The organism is uncultured Jatrophihabitans sp., assembly GCF_964252635.1.
GTDB lineage: Bacteria > Actinomycetota > Actinomycetes > Mycobacteriales > Jatrophihabitantaceae > Jatrophihabitans.
In genome coordinates this window covers 51,842-68,836 of record NZ_CAXUNP010000008.1, presented here as the reverse complement: position 1 = coordinate 68,836, position 16,995 = coordinate 51,842, and the positions used below count along the sequence as shown (strand labels likewise).

15 protein-coding genes are annotated in these 16,995 nt (G+C 71.6%); 2 read left to right on the top strand and 13 right to left on the bottom strand.

From position 1 onward, the window contains the following. Positions 1–4: 4 nt before the first annotated feature. The 9 genes from ACFFCA_RS05555 to ACFFCA_RS05515 form a co-directional block, all read right to left on the bottom strand. Positions 5–1,468 carry an AMP-binding protein gene (locus tag ACFFCA_RS05555; RefSeq protein WP_375482623.1) on the bottom strand — a complete coding sequence of 488 codons (1,464 nt, stop codon included), beginning with the start codon at positions 1,466–1,468 and terminating at the stop codon, positions 5–7. 6 nt (positions 1,469–1,474) lie between these two features. Continuing rightward, entirely contained in the window at positions 1,475–2,344 is an 870-nt protein-coding gene (locus ACFFCA_RS05550; RefSeq protein WP_375482725.1) for an aldo/keto reductase, read from the bottom strand. A 38-nt stretch (positions 2,345–2,382) separates the two neighbouring features. Next, on the bottom strand, positions 2,383–3,681 hold the full coding sequence (locus ACFFCA_RS05545; RefSeq protein ID WP_375482622.1) for an NAD(P)/FAD-dependent oxidoreductase: 1,299 nt from the start codon (positions 3,679–3,681) through the stop codon (positions 2,383–2,385). Then, positions 3,671–4,585 (bottom strand): acyl-CoA dehydrogenase family protein, encoded by a 915-nt coding sequence (locus tag ACFFCA_RS05540; RefSeq protein WP_375482620.1) that lies wholly within the window; start codon positions 4,583–4,585, stop codon positions 3,671–3,673. The genes ACFFCA_RS05545 and ACFFCA_RS05540 overlap by 11 nt, the downstream gene beginning before the upstream one ends. A 1-nt stretch (position 4,586) precedes the next feature. Beyond that, a complete protein-coding gene (locus tag ACFFCA_RS05535) occupies positions 4,587–5,720 on the bottom strand; it encodes an acyl-CoA dehydrogenase family protein (protein ID WP_375482618.1) in 1,134 nt (377 codons plus the stop codon). 98 nt (positions 5,721–5,818) lie between these two features. Beyond that, a complete protein-coding gene (locus tag ACFFCA_RS05530) occupies positions 5,819–6,352 on the bottom strand; it encodes a VOC family protein (protein WP_375482616.1) in 534 nt (177 codons plus the stop codon). A gap of 16 nt (positions 6,353–6,368) precedes the next feature. Further along, complete coding sequence (locus ACFFCA_RS05525) at positions 6,369–7,208, bottom strand: TIGR03619 family F420-dependent LLM class oxidoreductase (protein WP_375482614.1); 840 nt, start codon at positions 7,206–7,208, stop codon at positions 6,369–6,371. After that, on the bottom strand, positions 7,198–8,286 hold the full coding sequence (locus ACFFCA_RS05520; protein ID WP_375482612.1) for an acyl-CoA dehydrogenase family protein: 1,089 nt from the start codon (positions 8,284–8,286) through the stop codon (positions 7,198–7,200). The genes ACFFCA_RS05525 and ACFFCA_RS05520 overlap by 11 nt, the downstream gene beginning before the upstream one ends. 4 nt (positions 8,287–8,290) lie before the next feature. Further along, positions 8,291–9,451 (bottom strand): acyl-CoA dehydrogenase family protein, encoded by a 1,161-nt coding sequence (locus ACFFCA_RS05515; RefSeq protein ID WP_375482610.1) that lies wholly within the window; start codon positions 9,449–9,451, stop codon positions 8,291–8,293. Between the two features lie 125 nt (positions 9,452–9,576). On the opposite strand from ACFFCA_RS05515, the gene ACFFCA_RS05510 reads away from it, so the two are divergent. Together ACFFCA_RS05510 and ACFFCA_RS05505 are read left to right on the top strand one after the other, a co-directional pair. Continuing rightward, on the top strand, positions 9,577–10,830 hold the full coding sequence (locus ACFFCA_RS05510; RefSeq protein ID WP_375482608.1) for a cytochrome P450: 1,254 nt from the start codon (positions 9,577–9,579) through the stop codon (positions 10,828–10,830). After that, positions 10,823–12,385 carry a class I adenylate-forming enzyme family protein gene (locus ACFFCA_RS05505; protein WP_375482606.1) on the top strand — a complete coding sequence of 521 codons (1,563 nt, stop codon included), beginning with the start codon at positions 10,823–10,825 and terminating at the stop codon, positions 12,383–12,385. The genes ACFFCA_RS05510 and ACFFCA_RS05505 overlap by 8 nt, the downstream gene beginning before the upstream one ends. 70 nt (positions 12,386–12,455) lie before the next feature. On the opposite strand, the gene ACFFCA_RS05500 is transcribed toward ACFFCA_RS05505, so the two are convergent. The 4 genes from ACFFCA_RS05500 to ACFFCA_RS05485 are packed head-to-tail and all read right to left on the bottom strand — an operon-like array spanning position 12,456 to position 16,949. Further along, positions 12,456–13,313 carry an NAD(P)-dependent oxidoreductase gene (locus ACFFCA_RS05500; RefSeq protein WP_375482604.1) on the bottom strand — a complete coding sequence of 286 codons (858 nt, stop codon included), beginning with the start codon at positions 13,311–13,313 and terminating at the stop codon, positions 12,456–12,458. Beyond that, on the bottom strand, positions 13,310–14,041 hold the full coding sequence (locus tag ACFFCA_RS05495) for an ABC transporter ATP-binding protein (RefSeq protein WP_375482602.1): 732 nt from the start codon (positions 14,039–14,041) through the stop codon (positions 13,310–13,312). Before ACFFCA_RS05495 ends, ACFFCA_RS05500 begins: the two co-directional genes overlap by 4 nt. After that, a complete protein-coding gene (locus tag ACFFCA_RS05490; RefSeq protein ID WP_375482600.1) occupies positions 14,038–14,868 on the bottom strand; it encodes an ABC transporter ATP-binding protein in 831 nt (276 codons plus the stop codon). The genes ACFFCA_RS05495 and ACFFCA_RS05490 overlap by 4 nt, the downstream gene beginning before the upstream one ends. Continuing rightward, positions 14,865–16,949 carry an ABC transporter permease gene (locus ACFFCA_RS05485; RefSeq protein WP_375482598.1) on the bottom strand — a complete coding sequence of 695 codons (2,085 nt, stop codon included), beginning with the start codon at positions 16,947–16,949 and terminating at the stop codon, positions 14,865–14,867. The genes ACFFCA_RS05490 and ACFFCA_RS05485 overlap by 4 nt, the downstream gene beginning before the upstream one ends. Positions 16,950–16,995: the final 46 nt, after the last annotated feature.

The window sequence follows — 16,995 nt, the reverse complement described above, 5'->3', positions numbered from 1 at the left end:
CCGCTCAGGCCGGCGGCACCCGCTGGTCGCGCAACCGGCGCCGGCTGGCCTTGCCCGCGTTGTCGCGCAGCGGACCGTCGACCTGTTCCCAGGTGTCGGGCACCCGCACCCCGGGGAAACGTTCGCGCAGCATGCATTCGAGGTCGGTGACGTCGACCCCGCCGGGCGCGTCGATCAGGGCGTGCACCCGCTCGACGCCGTCCCGACCAGGCAGGCCGATCACGACCGCGGACCGGACCGCGTGGTGGAACTCGAGGGCCCCCTCGACGGGCAGCGGGATCACCGGCCCCTCCGCAGCGCCGATGATGTCCTTCGTCCGGTCCAGCAGGTAGAGATAACCGTCCCCGTCGAGCCGGCCGGAGTCGCCGAAGTTCTCCCAGCCGCCGTCCAGGGACTCGGGCGCGCCCTGCAGGTAATGGAAGTTGCGCCGACCGGTCAGGTCACGGATGTAGACGAGCCCGGGCTCGCCGGCCGGTAGTCGACGGCCGGCCGCGGAGAAGATCGCGATCTCGCAGCCCGGTGCGGCGCGCCCCACCGAACCGGGCCGGGCGAGCCACTCGGCGCCGTCGATCCACGTGCTGCCACGTGCGTCGCTCGCCCCGTAGCTCTCGGCGATGCGCTCGGGCCCCAACCACTCGATCCATGCCCGCTTGACCCACTCGGCCACCGCTCCCGAGTACTGGGTGACGCAGCGCAGTGACGAGACGTCGTAGCCGGTCCGCACCTGCGCGGGCAGCTTGACGGTCGCGACCATCGACGGCTGGGTCATGGCGGTCCAGTCCACCCGGAAGCGTTCGACGAGACCCAGCATCGTCTCGGCGTCGAACCGGTGCATGAGCACCTGGTGGCACCCGAGGGCGAGGGCCGCCGTACTCGCCACGAAACCCGTCCCGTCGCAGACGTCGAGCGGTACGACGTGCGTGCCGCCCGGCCGCAGGCCGTAGTGCCACGGACGGGCGGGGTTCACGATCGCCGGCACGTCGACGGCGATGAGCTTGGCCGGGCCCGTGCTGCCGCCGCTGGAGCCAATGCGCAGTCGGGGGGACACCGGCACCTCCGGCAGCGGCCCCGACGCGCCCGGGCGGAACAGGTCGTCGAGCGAGCAGGTGCGGACACCGCTCCAGTCGGCGCGGTACCCGGCCGGGAAGCCGACGGCGAGCTCCGCGCCCGATCGCGCGACCAGGTCGATCATCTCGTCACGCTGCTTGCGCGGATGCAGCGCGAGCGGCACCGCGCCCACGCGCCAGACCGCGAAGATCGCCATGAGCAGTTCGGCGGAGTTCGTCGCCGACAGGGCCACCACGGCGCCCGGCCCGACCTCGGCCTCGAGCAACCGCAGCGCGCACAGGTCGACGAGCTCGTCCACGCGCGCACGGCTCAGGGTGCGCCGGCCGTCCGTGATCGCCGCGCGCTCGGGGTCCTCGCGGGCGCGGTCCCGTAGCGCGTCGGACAGGGCGACCGCGGGCACGCCGTCCTACCCGTCGACCGTTGCGCCGAGCCGGGCGAACTCGTCGTCGGTTAGGCGGATCCACGCTGCGTCGATGTTGACGTCGAGATGTCCCGCGCTCGTGGTGCCGGGTATCGGCAGGACGACCGGGGACCGCTGGAGCAGCCAGGCGATGGTCACCTGCTGGGCGGTCGCCCCGTGCGCCGTTGCAATGCTCTCGGCGATCCGCATCCGTTGTTCGTCGCGCACGATGGGGTGCCAGGGGATGAAGACGATGCCGAGTCGCTCGCACATCCGGAGCAGCTCCTCCGACGACCGGTCACCGGCGTTGTAGCGGTTCTGCACCGACACGATCCGGCAGATCGACCGGGCCTCGTCGAGTTGCTCCGGGGACACGTTCGAGATCCCGATGTGTCGGATCTTGCCCTGCTGCTGCAGCTCGACGAGCGCGCCGAGACTGTCGGCGAGCGGGACGACGGGATCCGGGGTGTGCAGCTGGTAGAGGTCGATGCGCTCCACCCCGAGCCGGGCCAGGCTCCTCTCGCACTCGCTGATGAGGTGGTCGGGGTGACCGCTGGCCGGCAGCCGTTGCTCGCCCGGCGCCAGGCTGCGGGTTTCATACCCGGACTTCGTGCCGACGACGACGTCCAACGGGTAGGGCCGCAACGCCTCGGCGATGAGCTCCTCCGACCGGCCCAGGCCGTAGATGTTGGCCGTGTCGATGAAGGTGACCCCGCGTTCGACCGCCCGGCGGATCAGCGCGTGCGCGGCCTCGCGACTGCGCTCACCGTCGGCGGAGCGCGTAAGCGCCAGCCGCATCGACCCGAACCCCAGCCGTTGCACGCGGAGATCGCCGATGTCGACCGTGCCCGCCGGCGACGAGGTCAACCGGGGCACCTGCGGCGAGGTCGACCGGGGCGTCCGCGACGGATCGGTCACGGAGCCGCCGCCCTCGTCCCCACGGTCGGCTCACCCGGTTCGCGCACGAGGTCGGCGGATGGGACGGCCAGCGCCAGCGCCTCCAGCGCGGCTTCCCGGTGCAGGCCGAACCGCACGACGTCGACCGCGCTCGTCAGGTGCCGGGCCGCCGAGAACAGCGCGACCCCGACCACGACGTCGTCGCGCAGGTACAGCACGACGCTCTTCTTGACGTTGCCGTCCGGGGGCCGGGTGACGTGGGTCGCGTCCGCGAGTTCCGGCCGTCCCACGACCTGGATCTTGAGCCCGAACTGGTCGGTCCAGAAGTAGTGGGGCCCGTCCGCCGGCGCGGCCGCCCCCACGATGTCCGCAGCGACCGCCGCGGCCTGGGTCCGCGCGTTCGTCCAGTGCTCCGTCCGGACCGTGGTGCCCGTCGCGCCGTCCGGCCAGGCCGCGACGTCGCCGATGGCGTAGGCGTTCGGGACCGCGAGCGCGCGACCGCGGTCGTCGCAATGGATGCCCTGAGGATCGTCGACCCCAAGCCACGAACACTGCGGCTGCGACCCGATGCCGACCACCACGGTGTCGGCTCGCACGGACGCCGAGCCGGTGACCGTCGAGAGCCGGATCGTCACGGCGTCGGCCCTGGGTTCGATCGCCTGCACCGTGACTCCGCCGCGGAAATCGACCCCGGCGGCGTCGAGGACCTCGCGCAGCAGCAGCGCGGCGTCGGCACCGAGCACCCGTTGCATGGGAAGCACCGTGGCCTCGAGCACGACGACGTCGCAGCCGAGCGTGCGGGCCGCGGACGCCACCTCGGCGCCGATGAACCCGCCGCCGACCACCGCCAGGGTGCCGCCGCGGCGCAGCCGCCCGGCCAGCCACTCCGCGTCGTCGACCGTCCGCAGGGTTCCCACCGCCGGGTGTTCGGGTTGGCCCGGCAGTGCACGCGGTCGCACCCCGGTCGCCACGATCAACCGGTCGGCCGAGACCGAGGACCCGTCGGCGAGAGCGAGATCGCGGCCGTTCCAGCCGGTCGCTGCCGACCCGAGCCTCACCTCAATGCCCAGGCCGTCGAGCTGGGCGGCCGACAGCAGCTCCACCTCGGAGGGCGACCTCGTCCCCAGCAGCACCTGTTTGGACAGCGGCGGCCGGTCGTAGGGCAGGTGCGATTCGGCCCCCACGAGCGTGATGCGACCGGCGAACCCCAGCGCCCGCAGCTGCTCGGCCGCGTGGCAGCCCCCGACGGACGCGCCCGCGATGACGACGCGGTGCACGGCAGACGCTGCGCGCGCGCCGCCCGGCTCAGTGGCCATGCGCCGCCTCCGCCCGCTGTCCGGCCCCGTTGACCGCCCGGGCCAGCAGGTGCGGAGGGCCGAGCTCGAGACGCAGGGCCTCGAGCCGCATGGTGTGCACGTGCATCCCGAATTCCCGGGCGAAGCTGCGCGCACCGCCGAGCTGCACGAGGTCCACGGTGAGGGCAGCCGCCGTCTGGTGGGCGTACTGCGCTGCCAGAGCGAGCGCGCGCGGCGCGCGGGTCCAGGCCGCCTCACGCACCAGCCACCGGACGGCCTCGGTGCTCACCGCCGCCTCGGAGAAGCGGTGGCGCAAAGCCTGCAGGGCAGACAGCGGCTTGCCGAACTGGACCCGGGTCCTGAGGTGCTCCGCGGTGCGGGCGACCGCCGCCGCGGCGACCCCCGCCACCTCAGCCGTACGGACGGCGACGACGGCCTCGTGCCAGCGTGAGCTGTCGAGCTCGGCCACGGTCCGCGCACCGGTCACGTCGAGCCGTGCGTAGGGGTAACCGAAACCGCTGCGCACCGGTTCCACCACGGCCCGCTCAAGATCGACGAGGCGCACCTGCCCGCCGTCGGTGACCACTGCGTGCGCGGCGGTCGCGCCGAACCGGGCGAGTCCCGTGGGTCCCAACACGGTGACGCTGCCGCCGGGCAGGGCGGCGTCGGACGCGGCAGCGGCGGCAAGGGTGGTACCGACGGTCGTGGCGGTGCCGAGTTCGGCGAGCCGATCGGCGACGAGCACGCGGTCGAGCAGGTCGAGACCGGGCTCGGCGAGCATGGCGGCGCTCACGGTCGCGTCCAGGGCGGTGTCCGCCCCGTTGACCGCCGAGACGTCGAACGCGCGGTCCCGTCCGGAGTCGGCCACCGCGGCGTCGACCAGTTCCAGCAGCGCACGCCGACGGTCGTCAAGATCGAAGTCCATGTCAGCGGCCCGACCCGAGCCGGATGCGCGCGATCTGGTTCAGCTGGACCTCGACACTGCCGCCACCGAGGCCCGCGATCATGGCCGTCTTGAGCTGTCCGTGGCCGACCGAACCGGCGACCAGGGACTCCTCGCCACCCAGGTCGGCGGCCAGCTCGGCCACCGCGCGCTCGCACCGCACGATCGCGACCCGGGCGAGGCTGACCACGAGATCCTCGGGGCGGCCCTTCACCCGTGCGTCGATGGCCTGATACACGAGGATGCGCGCGGCCGCGCAGGCGGACCGCGCTGCTGCGAGCCGCATCCCGAATCCGTCCTGCCCCCACCACCCCTCGGCCTCGGCCTGCGCGGCGATGCGCTCGGTGACCAGAGCCGCGCGTGCGTAGCGCGGGCCGCCGATGCGCTCGTGGGCCAGCGCCGACCGGATGACCGCCCAGCCCTCGTTCTCGGCGCCGAGACGGCAGGACTCCGGCACGCGCACGTCGGCGAACGTCAACCGGTTGTACTCGTGGATCTCGAGCACACTGGGGATGACCTCCCTGCGGAAGCCGGGGGTCGAGGTCGGCACCAGGAAGATCGAGATCCCGGCCGTGCCGGACGACTGCGGATCGGTCCGGGCGAGGACGAAGCAGTACTCGGCGTCCTGGGCGTAGGAGGTCCACACCTTCTGACCGTTGATCACGTAGCTGTCGCCGTCGCGCTCGGCGGTCGTGGACAGCGCGGCAAGGTCGGTGCCGGCGCCGGTCTCGGAGAACCCCTGGCACCAGGTGACGTCGCCGCCGGCGATGCGTTTGAGGTGCAGGTCCTTCTGCTCGTCCGTACCCGACGTGAAGATGGCCGGACCGATCCAGTTGACGTTCATGTACTGCGACCCACGCGGCTCGCCGGCGGCCCACAGCTCCTCGCCGGACACGATGAACTGCCACGGTGACGCGTCGTTGCCGCCGTACTCGTGCGGCCAGTGGGAGGCGAACAAGCCTGCGTCGGCGAGCGCCGCGGAGAAGCTCATCGTGAAGTCCGTGGCGACGTGTTCGCCGGGTATCAGCAACGCCCACTCGGCGGGCAGACGCTCGTCGATGAAGCGGCGCAACCGCGCGCGGAACGCGAGTTCCGTGTCACTCCACCCGAACTCCACCGGCACTCCCAACCTCGACGATCCAGCCCGCTCATATCTACCTTATTAAACTATCTCCGCCAAGGCCCGGCGCCCGGTCGGAGCTGCCGGTGCCGGCGTCATACCGGCCCGGCATCGGGCCGGCCCGGTGTGTCTGCTGCCGGCCAGCCGAGACCGTCGAGACCGAGATAGGCGGCGTGCGCGTCACGCTCGCCGGTCGTCGAGTGCGCGATGAGCTCGACCCGGTTCGCGTCCGGGTCGGTGACGAAGGCGATGCGGGTCAGGCCGTCGGCGAACCCGACCTGGAAACGCGACCGCACCTCGCCGCCGTGGGCCACGGCAGCCGTCGCCACGGCGTCGACGTCGTCCACGACCAGGCTGATGTGGGCGTACCCGACGTCGGCGGCCGGACGCGGCGCCGACCTTGCTGGCCCCGGCGGCTCGTAACACAGCAACTCGACCAGCACGTCGCCACGGCGCAGGAACACCCCACGGAACTCCAGCGCGGCACTCTCCATCAGGGCCGCGACCCGACGACCTGCCGAGCGGTAGACCGGGCCGGGCCGGAACTCGAGCGCCTGCGTGTAGAACGCCTGTGCCCGTTCGAGGTCCGCGACCGACACGGCCAGGTGCGAGTAACCGGACATCGTCATCGATCCTTCGTGTCGATCAGCCGAGCAGCAGCTCGGCCGCTTTCTCCGCCAGCCCGACCACGCCCTCGGACGACACCGAACGGAAGTCGAGCACGACGCTGGCGCAACCCACCGAGCCGTACTCGTCCACGAGATCGCCGAGACCGGCCAGATCGTCCGGGGTCAGCGCGAGGCGGACGGTGCGGGTCACGCGTCGACCGGCCCGCTCGTCGATCTGCTCGGCCTTGGCCTGCAGGTCCGCCGGGGTGAGGTCGTGTGGGTGCCACACGTCGGCGTACGCCGCGGCACGGCGGATCGCGGGCGGCGAGTCGCCGCCCACCCAGATCGGCACGCGCGGCTGTACGGGTGTCGGCTCGAACTCGATGTGCCGGAAGTCGAAGAAATCACCGTGGTACTCGACCTCACCGCCCGCCCAGCAGGCCCGCATGACCTCGATGGACTCGTTGGTCACCCGGCCGCGCGCCTCGTAGCGATCGGCGACGCCGAGGGCGCGGAACTCCGAACGGCTCCACCCCGTGCCCACGCCGAGGTCGACGCGGCCGCCGCTAAACACGTCGATCGACGCGACCATCTTCGCGGTGAGTACCGCGTCGCGGTGCGGCAGCACCAGGACCCCGGTTCCCAGGCGCACGGACGAGGTCTGCGCGGCAACCCAGGTCATCGCCACCAGCGGGTCCAGCCAGTACGCGCCGTACGTGCCGGCCATGGCACGCACGCCGACGACGTGGTCGGTGAACCACAGCGACTCGTACCCCCACGATTCGGCCCGGGCGGGCAGGGTCGACAGCACGGCCGCTCCCCCGGGCTCGTTGCTGGGCAGGACCAGACCGATGTGGCGATCAGCATCACGACGCACCAGGCACTCCGGACGGTAGAAGGGATCGGTAGAGCCGCTCGTCGTGCCAGCCGGGCGAGCCGAGCAGCAGTTCGTTGGTCTTGGCCCGACGCAGGAACAGGTGCAGGTCGTGTTCCCAGCTGAACCCGACGCCGCCGTGGATCTGCAGCGCGTGCGTGGCGACGAAGCTGGCCGCGCGCCCGACCCACGACGAGGCGACGCCCACCGAACGACCGCCGGCCTCGGAGCCGTCGAGCGCGTCGGCGGCCTCCCGCGTGGCCACCCGGCATCCTTCGGTCTCGACCAGCATGTCCGCCATCCGGTGCTTGAGCGCCTGGAAGCTGCCGATCGCGCGGCCGAACTGCTCGCGTTGGCCGGAGTAGGTGACGGTCATGTCGAGCAGCCGACGTGCAACGCCTGTGCTCTCGGCACACTGCAGGACGACGCCGACGTCGAACAGGCGCCGCCCGGCGCCGGCCGGCAGGCCGAGGTCGCGGTAGGCGACCCCGTCCACCGACACCGTCGCGTAACGCCGCGTCAGGTCCATGGTTGGCGTGGCGGTCACCCGGCACGCGGCGAGCTCGACGAGGGCGAGGCTCGGCGACGAATCCACGTCGCGGACGAACGGCAGCAGCAGGTGGGTCGACGACGGCGCGTCCGGCACCAGCTCGACGTGCCCGTGCAGCGTGCCGCCGCGCTGGTCCACCGTCGACGGGCTGTCCGGCTCGAATCCGCCCCACGTCAGGACGGCCTGACCGGCCACGACGGCGTCCAGCAGGTCCTGCACGGCCCCTGGTTCACCGTGCCGGCCGATCACGTGCGACGCGGCGAGGGTCTGCAAGAGCGGCCCGGGCTGCAGGGCACGGCCGAGCTCGACGCCGACCACGGCCAGCATCGACACGGTGCCGTCGAGCCCGCCCGCTGCGCCGGGCACCGCGAGCGCAGTCCAGCCGAGCTCGGCGGCGAGCTTCCAGAAGTCGGGGTCGAAGCCGGTCTCGGACTCGGAGGTGAGACGTAACCGGGCCGAGGTCGTGTGGCGGGCCAGGACGTCGCGACACGCGTCGCGCAGCGCGACCTCGTCGTCGCTCGGTAGGCGCATCAGCTCATCCCTTCGGTAGCCCGAGTCCGCGCTCGGCGATCACGTTGCGCATGACCTCGTTGGAGCCGGCCGAGATCGTGAACCCGCGCGCCCAGAGGAAGGCGTCCTGGAACAGCCCGCCGGCCACCGCCTGCGGCGAACCCTCGGTGAGCACGCCCCGCGCGCCCATCGCGTCGAGCGCGTACGTATTGATGTCGAGGTTGGTCTCGCTGAACAGCACCTTGACGACCGGGGCGTCGTAGACCGTCGTGTGGCCGGCGGCGTCCTTGAGCACGCCCTCCAGCCCGAGCAGGTCGGCCACCGACGATCGCGCGTACAACCGGCCGAGCTCGCGACGTGCTTCGGCATCGGCGCCGACCGGCCCGTCGTCGGCGCTGAGCTCGACCAGACGACGCACCCGGTCGGTGGCGCTGTCCTCGCGCAGGCTCTGTCCCCGTTCGTGTGCCAGGGCGGTGCGGGCGATCGCCCAGCCCTCGCCCGGCTGCCCGATCAGCGCGTCGGCCGGCAACCGGACGTCGTCCAGGAAGACCTCGTTGAAGTCGCTGGAGCCCGTCATCTCGCGCAACGGGCGCACGGTCACACCCGCGGCCCGCATGTCGACGACGAAGGCGCTGATGCCCGCGTGCTTGCCCGCGGCGGGATCCGTTCGCGCGAGCAGGAAGCCGAAGTCCGCGACGTGGGCGTGCGTGGTCCACACCTTCTGGCCGTTCACGACCCACTCGTCGCCCACCCGGATCGCGGAGGTCCGCAGCGCGGCGAGGTCGCTGCCGGCGCCCGGCTCGCTGAACAGCTGACACCACAGGTCGTCGAAGGAGCGGATGCGCGGCAGGTGGTGCTCCTTCTGCGTGGGGCTGCCGTAGTCGAAGAGCGCACCGCAGACGAGGTTCCACGCACCCACCGGTCGGGGCAGCTTCGCGGCGGCGAGTTCCTGGTCGACGACGTACTCGCGCAGCGGGTCCGCCCGGCCCTCGCCGCCCCACTCCACCGGCCAGTCGCTGCCGAGCAGGCCCTCCGTGAACAGCGAGGCACACCACTGCCGGTAGCGCGGCATGGTCTCTACGTCCGGGCTACGCGTTCCCGCCAGCCTGGGCAGCTCGGGGCGATGGTTCGCGATGTGCGCGCGCACGCGCGTGCGGAACTGCTCGAGATCCGGGGAGAAGGTCAAGCCTGCCACGTCGCATCGCCAATCATCGTTAACTAAGTCACCCGATGGTAGGCCAACCGGCGCTTCGTTGATACCGTCGGGCGGACCCGGTGAGCCCGGACCCCGCGGAAGGTGGTCGACCAGCCATGGCCGTTCTCCGGTCCCCCGCAGCCCGCGCCGAGAGCGAGCTCCCCTACCTCGACGTCGATTCCGAGGCGTTCCGCGCCGACGCCGCGGCCGTGCTGCGCGAGGCCCGCGCCGGCGACCGGTTCCTCTTCAGCCGTCGCGGTATCGAGGTGCTGGCGCACGCGGACGTGCAGGCTTTGCTCGCCGACCCCCGCCTCGAGACACAGGACGCCCACGTCTACCGCCGGTACGGCGCCCAGCCGATGCTGTCCTCGTTCGCCGAGCACGGCCTGCTGGTGGCCCTGCACGGCGAGAAGCACGATCGCATCCGGCGGGTGTTCCTTGCCGCCTTCCGCGCCCGGATCGTGAACGACGCGCGGCCGATGATGCGCGAGGTCGCCCGCAACCTCGTCGCGGCCCTGCCCGACGGCGCAGCGCCGATCGACTTCGTCGAGGCGTTCAGCAGCCCTTTCCCGATGACCGTCCTGTGCCGGATGATCGGCATCCCCGTCGCCGACATCCCGGCCTTCTCCGCCGCGGCGACCACACTGCACCTGCTCGCCGCCACACCGATCGAACCCGGCTTCCCCGAGATCGAGAGGGCGCTGTCCACCCTGCGCGAGTACTGCCTCGCCCTGGTCGACGCGCGCACGCGCGACCCCCAGGACGACATCATCAGCGGCCTGATCCAGGCGCAGGTCACGCAGGGCCGGATCAGTGACGACGAGCTGGCCTGGAACGTCGCCAACCTGATCTTCGCGGGCCAGGACACCACTCGGTACCAGCTCGCCTCGGCCGTCCGGGCCGTGGTTGCCGAGGACGGCATGTGGGAGCGCATGCACGCCGAACCCGAACTCGTCGAGCAGGTCGCCGAGGAGACCCTGCGGGTGCAACCCGTGGTCAACTTCGTCGTACGCGTGGCCCAGGAGGATTTCGAGTTCGGCGGCGACGACGGCGTTCACATCGGCCGGGGCCGCCGGGTGATCCTCAACGTGCAGGCTGCCTCGCGCGACCCCGAGCACTTCGGTGCGCCCCAGCAGTTCTGTCCGCGCGGCACCGGACGTCACGACGAGTCCTTCGACGTGCCGTTCGGACTGGGCGATCACTACTGTCTGGGCGCCGGTCTCGCGCGCGCCGAGGTGCAGGAGGCCCTGGGCGTGCTGTCCCAGGAGCTCACCGACGTCGAGGTCGTCGACGCTCCCCGGATGACCGCCCCGGCCGCGATGCTCTACGGGCCCGAGGATCTGCAGATCACCTTCGCGCGCCGTGCGTGAGCCCGTTGCCGCAGGCGAGACCGAGTCCCGGCCCGGGCTCGTCCAGGCGATCCTCGATCGCGCCCGCGACAGCCCCGACGCGGCCCTGCACTTCGTCGCGCTCGACGGCACGGCCGAGCACGTCACGCTGCGCCGCTTCGTCGAGGAGTCGCTGCAGCTGGCCGCGGCGCTACGGGGTCAGGGGCTGATCAGCGGTGACGTCGTGGCGACCCGCGGCGGCAACTCCCGAAGCCACAGCCGCGCCGTCGTCGCAGGGATCCTCGCCGGGGTAACCGTGCTGCCGCTCGTGTCCATCCTGGGCGACGCCGACGTCGAGCAGATCCTGACGCTGTCCGGGACGCGGTTGCTGCTGTCCGACCGCCGCGGCCCGAAGCACCCGCTCACCCACCATCTGGCCGCGCTCGCGCGCAGCGGCCGTCCGCCGGTGGCCCTGTCGGAGCCCGGCGACCCGATCGCGAACGTCCTGGATCTCGATCGGGACGGGCCGCCCTGGAGCGCCGACCGGTTCCCGTCCGATCAGCGTGCTCCAGCCTTCCTGCTCTACACGTCCGGAACGACCGGGGTTCCGAAGGGCGTGCTGCACGGCCATGCGTCCATCCTGGCCGAGGTGATCGACTGGGGCACCGCCGTCGACGTGTTGCACGGCGGTCATGTCTTCAACGCATTCCCGCTTGGCCACGTGGCCGGTCTCGACAGTCTGCTGGTGGCCCTGTGCCTCGGCCGCGAGCTCACGATGCTGGCCGCGTGGGACGCTGCCGTGGCCGCCGACGCCCTCGAGCGTTACGGGGCGACGGGCGGCGGGTCGTCCCCGTTCTACGCGACGACGCTGTTCGACGAGTTCGACGCCCGGAACACGACCCGCACGACCCTGGTCTCCCTGCAGTCCGGTGGCGGGGTGGTGGGCGCCCAGCTCGTGCGGCGGGCCGAGAGGTACGGCATCTCGATGGTCCGCGCCTACGGGTCGACCGAGCACCCGTCGGCCACGAGCTGCCGTACCTTCGAGACCCTCGACGAACGTGCGGAGACCGACGGTCGCCCGACCGGCGACACCGAGATCCGGATCGTCGACGAGGCCGGCGCCGAGGTGCCGGACGGTCGCGACGGCGAGGTCTGGCTGCGCGGTTCCGAACAGTTCCTCGGCTACCTGTCGGGCGACCGCTCGCACCTGCCCGGCGACGGGTGGTTCCGCACCGGCGACCTGGGTCGGATGGTGGACGGCCGGCTGACCATCACCGGACGGATGAAGGACATCGTGATCCGGGGCGGCGAGAACATCTCGGTGTTCGAGGTGGAGCGGCTGCTGAGCAGCTGCCCGGGCGTCCTGGAGGCCGCGGTCGTCGGCGTGCCCGACGACCGCTACGGCGAGCGCGTGTACGCCTTCGTCGTCCGTAGCGAGAACGGGCCGCAGGTCGATCTGGCGAGCGTGCGGGCGCACTTCGCCGAGCTCGGCGTCGCGCGCTACAAGACACCCGAGTGGGTCGAGGAGGTTGCCGGTTTCCCGCGCAGCAGCCTGGGCAAGGTCCAGAAACATCTGCTCGTGCCGGCCGGGGACTGACGCGTCGCATACGGGGCCACCCGGTCGACCGCATGCCGATGCGGCGTGGGCTCCGGCGTAGCGCGTCGACTCAGGAGTCGACGTCCAGCCGCCCGTCCCGCGCGACCCGGCCGAGCAGGCCCAGATCCAGGCCTACCTCGGCGGCGACCTGTTCGCACGCGGCGACGTCCTTGCGGATGAACGACCGGGTCTCGTCCGCGTAGTGCTGCGGGGACTCGAACTCCCGCATGTACTCGATGGCGCGGGTGCCCCCGCTCGAGGCCGCGAACACCTCGTAGACCGAGGCCAGCGGGATCCCTGCCTGTTGTGCCACGTCGGTGACCTCGAGGCCGAGCTGCACGTTGGCGGCGAACAGGACGTTGTTGAGCAGTTTGAGCAGCAGCGCGGACCCGAGCTCGCCCGTACGGATCACGGGGTCCGCGTAGGACCGCACGACCGGCTCGACGATGTCGACGGCACCCGGCGCACCACCCAGCATCACCGTCAAGGACGCCGCGAGGATGTGCTCCTGGGTGCCGCTGAAGGGCGCGTCGACGACCTGCGCGTCACGGCCCTGCGCGGCGAGAGCCTCGGCGAACCGCCGGAGGGTCGCCGGCGAGCCGGTGGTGTGCGACGCGAACACCGACCCCGGGGCCAGGACGTCCGCGATCTCGTCCTCGATCGAGCTGAACTGGGCATCGGAGAACAGGCACGAGATGACCACCTCGTTGTCCCGGCCCAGGTCGGCGATGTCCGCGACGGCTCGGCAGCCCGGGCCGGCCAGGGCGTCCCGGACGGCCTCCCGTCGCGCCTGGACGGTGACCTCGGCACCACGACCGACGAGCATCTGCACCATGGGCGAGCCGATCCGACCGGCACCGATGAACCCGACCCGGCGGCCGGCGAGCGAAGCGGTGGCGGACGGCGCCCGCCGTGGCGCGGCCGTCATGCCGCTGCTGCGCTGCCGAGGTACCGGCTCAGGACCTCTTCCCTCGCGTCGGCGGCCGGACCGGACCACACCGCACGACCCCGCGACATGACGACGCAGTCGTCGGCGAAGGCGAGGGCGCGGTGCACGAACTGCTCGACGATGATGATCGTGACGCCTGCATCACGGGCTCTCGCCAGCCCCTCGAACACGGCGTCGACCATCAGCGGCGCGAGTCCGAGCGACATCTCGTCGGCGATCACCAGCTTCGGGTCCAGGATCAGGGCGCGGGCGAGCGACACCATCTGCTGCTCACCGCCGGACAGCGTGCCCGCGGTCTGCTTGCGGCGCCGGCCGAGGACCTCGAACATCGTGTACGCCTTGTCGATGGCCGCCTGACGCTCGGACCGGGGCAGCGTGCCCGCGGCCATCCGCAGGTTGTCCGAGACGCTCAGCCCGGTGAACACGCCGCGGCCCTCCGGCAGGTGGAGCAGCCCGCGGCGCCGGATCTGGTAGGGCCTACTCCTGGTGATGTCCCTGCCGTCGAACTCGATGCGCCCCTGCTTGACCGGGACCAGGCCGCTGACGGCCCGGGCGATGGTGCTCTTGCCTGCGCCGTTGGGCCCGAGCACGGTCAGCACCCTGCCGCGCCCGACCTCGAACGACAGCTCGGACAGCGCGAGCGCAGGCCCGTACCGGACCTCCAGATCGGTTACCCGCAGGATCGCGTCGGTCTGTGTCCCGGTCACGCCGTCACCTCCACCGCGGGCGCCGCGGGGGGCGCGTCGATCTGCTCGCCCAGGTAGGCGGCGCGCACGTCGGCATTGGTGCGGATCTGCTCGGGCGTCCCCTCGGCGATCAGCGAACCGAAGTCCAGCACGTACACGTAGTCGGCCATGCCCAGCACCATCTCGACGTCGTGCTCCACCATCAGCAGCGAGACACCGCGACGTTCGACCATCTGCCGCAGCACACCCTGCAGCTCCTCGGTCTCGGCCGCGTCGAGACCGGACGACGCCTCGTCCAGGAGCAGGAAGCGTGGTTCACGCGCGAACGAGCGGGCCAGTTCGACCAGCCGGGCGAGCCCCAACGGCAACCCGACGGCCGGACGGTGCTGGATGTCGGTGAGGTTCAACCCCGAGATGATGAGGTCCACACGCTCGTTCTCGGCGCGCGAGGACGGGCGGAAGCCGCCGGCGGTGACCATGTCGGTCCAGATCCGCCGCGGCGTCTGGGCGACCCGGTAGGCGAGCACGACGTGCTCGCGCACGGTCAGGCCCAGGAACAGCTCGGGGTGCTGGAAGGTGCGGGCCATGCCCCGGTGGGCCCGCTGCTGCGGGGAGGCGTGCGTGACGTCCTCGCCGTTGATCAGCACCTGTCCGCTGCGGGGCCGCAACAACCCGGACAGCACGCTGAACAGGGTGCTCTTGCCCGCTCCGTTGGGCCCGATCAGGCCGACGATCTTCCCGCTCATGATCCGGATGTCGACGTTGTTCACCGCCGTCAGGCCGCCGAAGGTGACGGTGATTCCGTGCGCCTCGAGCGCCGGGACGGCGTCGCGCTCCTGCTCGGTCATCGGACCGGCTCCGCGTGCGCGCCCGCCGAGGCGGCCACCGGGCCGCCGGTGTCGTCGGCCCGGGTGTCCTGGCCCGGTCGCAGCACCGCGTCGGTGTCCACGTCGCCCAGGGTGTCGGCGGTCAGGACGGGCGCACTGCCGCCGAAGATCCTGGCGAGACCGCCGAAGATCAGCGACTGCAGGCCACGGGCGTACATCGCCACGGCGCCCTCGGGGTTGGTGGCCAGGCCGATCGCGCCGAGACCGAACAGCACGGACGGGATCTGGAGCCAGGTCGGACCGTGCAGGTAGGTCTGGAAGACCGCGGGCAACACGGTGAAGGCGATGCCCGCGAGCAGGGCCGCCGTCAGCGACCGCACCCCGATGCTGACCAGCACGGCCAACCAGACCAGCCCGCCGAACGTGCCGTACGTGGTGGGGTCACTGCTCTGGTCGTACATCGACAGCATGGCGCCGCCGAGACCGGCGACGAACGCGGCGATGCCCGACAGCACCAGCTTGACCCGCACGACGCTGATCCCCAGCGTCCGCGCGGCCGTGGGGCTGAAGCGGATCGCGCTGATCGCGAGGCCGGACGACGACCGGCGCAGGTTGACGATGACCACGCCCACGATCAGGAAGACGGCCAGGGCGAAGTAGGCGAACTGGTGGTCGGTGACCGCGAACGTCGGGCGCCCGATCCGGACACCGCCCAGCCCCGGGCTGAAGCGTTGATCGGTGAACACGACCTGGTCGACCAGCAGCCCGAAGGACAGCGTCACCAACGCGACGTACAGGTCGCCGAGACGGATGGTCAGCGCGCCGATCAGCACCCCGACGGGCGCCATGATCACGGCGCCGATCAGCGCGGCGACGATCGGATCCATGCCCTGGTTGAGCCACAGCTCGGCGGCGATGAGTCCGCCACCGCCGGCGAAGGTGATCTGACAGAGCCAGATCATGCCGCCGTCGCCGGTCACCAGGCTGAAGGACAGGAAGATGATCGCGAGGGCGAAGCCGCGGGCGATGAGGCCCAGCCAGAAGTCCGAGAAGAACTCCGGCAGGAACAGCAGGACGACCAACGGCACCATCGACGTCAGCGAGCGCGGCGAGAACCACCGCGAGCGTGCTGCCGAGGCCCCGAACCTCGCCGACGCCGACAGGTTGTCCGCCCCCTCGGCCCGGATCGCCGCGTCGAGGGCGCCGCCGCCGGTGCGCTCCTGGCCCAGCTCGCCGCCGCGGATGAGGTAGTAGACGAGGAACCCGACCAGGATGATGAAGGGCACGCTCTGCACCAGGTCGGTGGCCCACTGGGAGTTGCTCGGCAGCCAGTACTGGATGAGGTCGGTGACCACGCCCATGAGCAGGGCCACCGCCACGGCGACACCGAGGTTGCGCAGGCGGGCCGCGACAACCGCGGCGAAGGCGCTCGCCATGAGCAGCGTCATCGAGGAGGTGCTGACGCTGATGGTGGGCGCCGCCATGATGCCCGCGGCGCCCGCCAGCACGCCGCTGACGGCCCACACGCCGAGAGCCACCCGGCTGGGGTTCGTCCCGGACAGCGAGGTCAACGCCTCGCTGTTGACCATGGCCCGGACCCGCAGCCCGACATCGGTGAACTTCATGACGATCGTGCCGAGCACGACCACACCCACGAGGAACGCGTAGATGATGATCTGGTCCAGCGACACCGCGGCCCCGAACACCGTCCAGTGCGCCACCGGGATGGGCGCGAGGCCCGGAGCCTGGTTGATGGAGTCGTTGCCGAAGATCATCAACGCCACGGCCGGCAGGGCGACCGACACGCCGATGCTCGCCACGATCTTGATCAGGGTCGATCTGGTTCGCAGGAACCGGAAGATCCCGAGATAGAGGATGACCCCCACCGCGGGCGCGACCCCACAGAGAGCCACGATCGCCGCAACGGCCAGGTTCCAGTGGTGCGTCTGGTTCGCCCAGTAGAAGAACTTCGCGCAGAAGAACGCCATCGAACCGAAGGCGAAGTTCAGGATGCCCGCGGACTCGTAGGTCACGACCAGACTGGCCGCCGCCAACGCGTAGATCGATCCGAGCGCCAGCCCGATGAAGATGTAGGACAGCATTCAGTCAGTCGACTCTCTCGTGGACGTATCGACAGCAGGGGCGGGT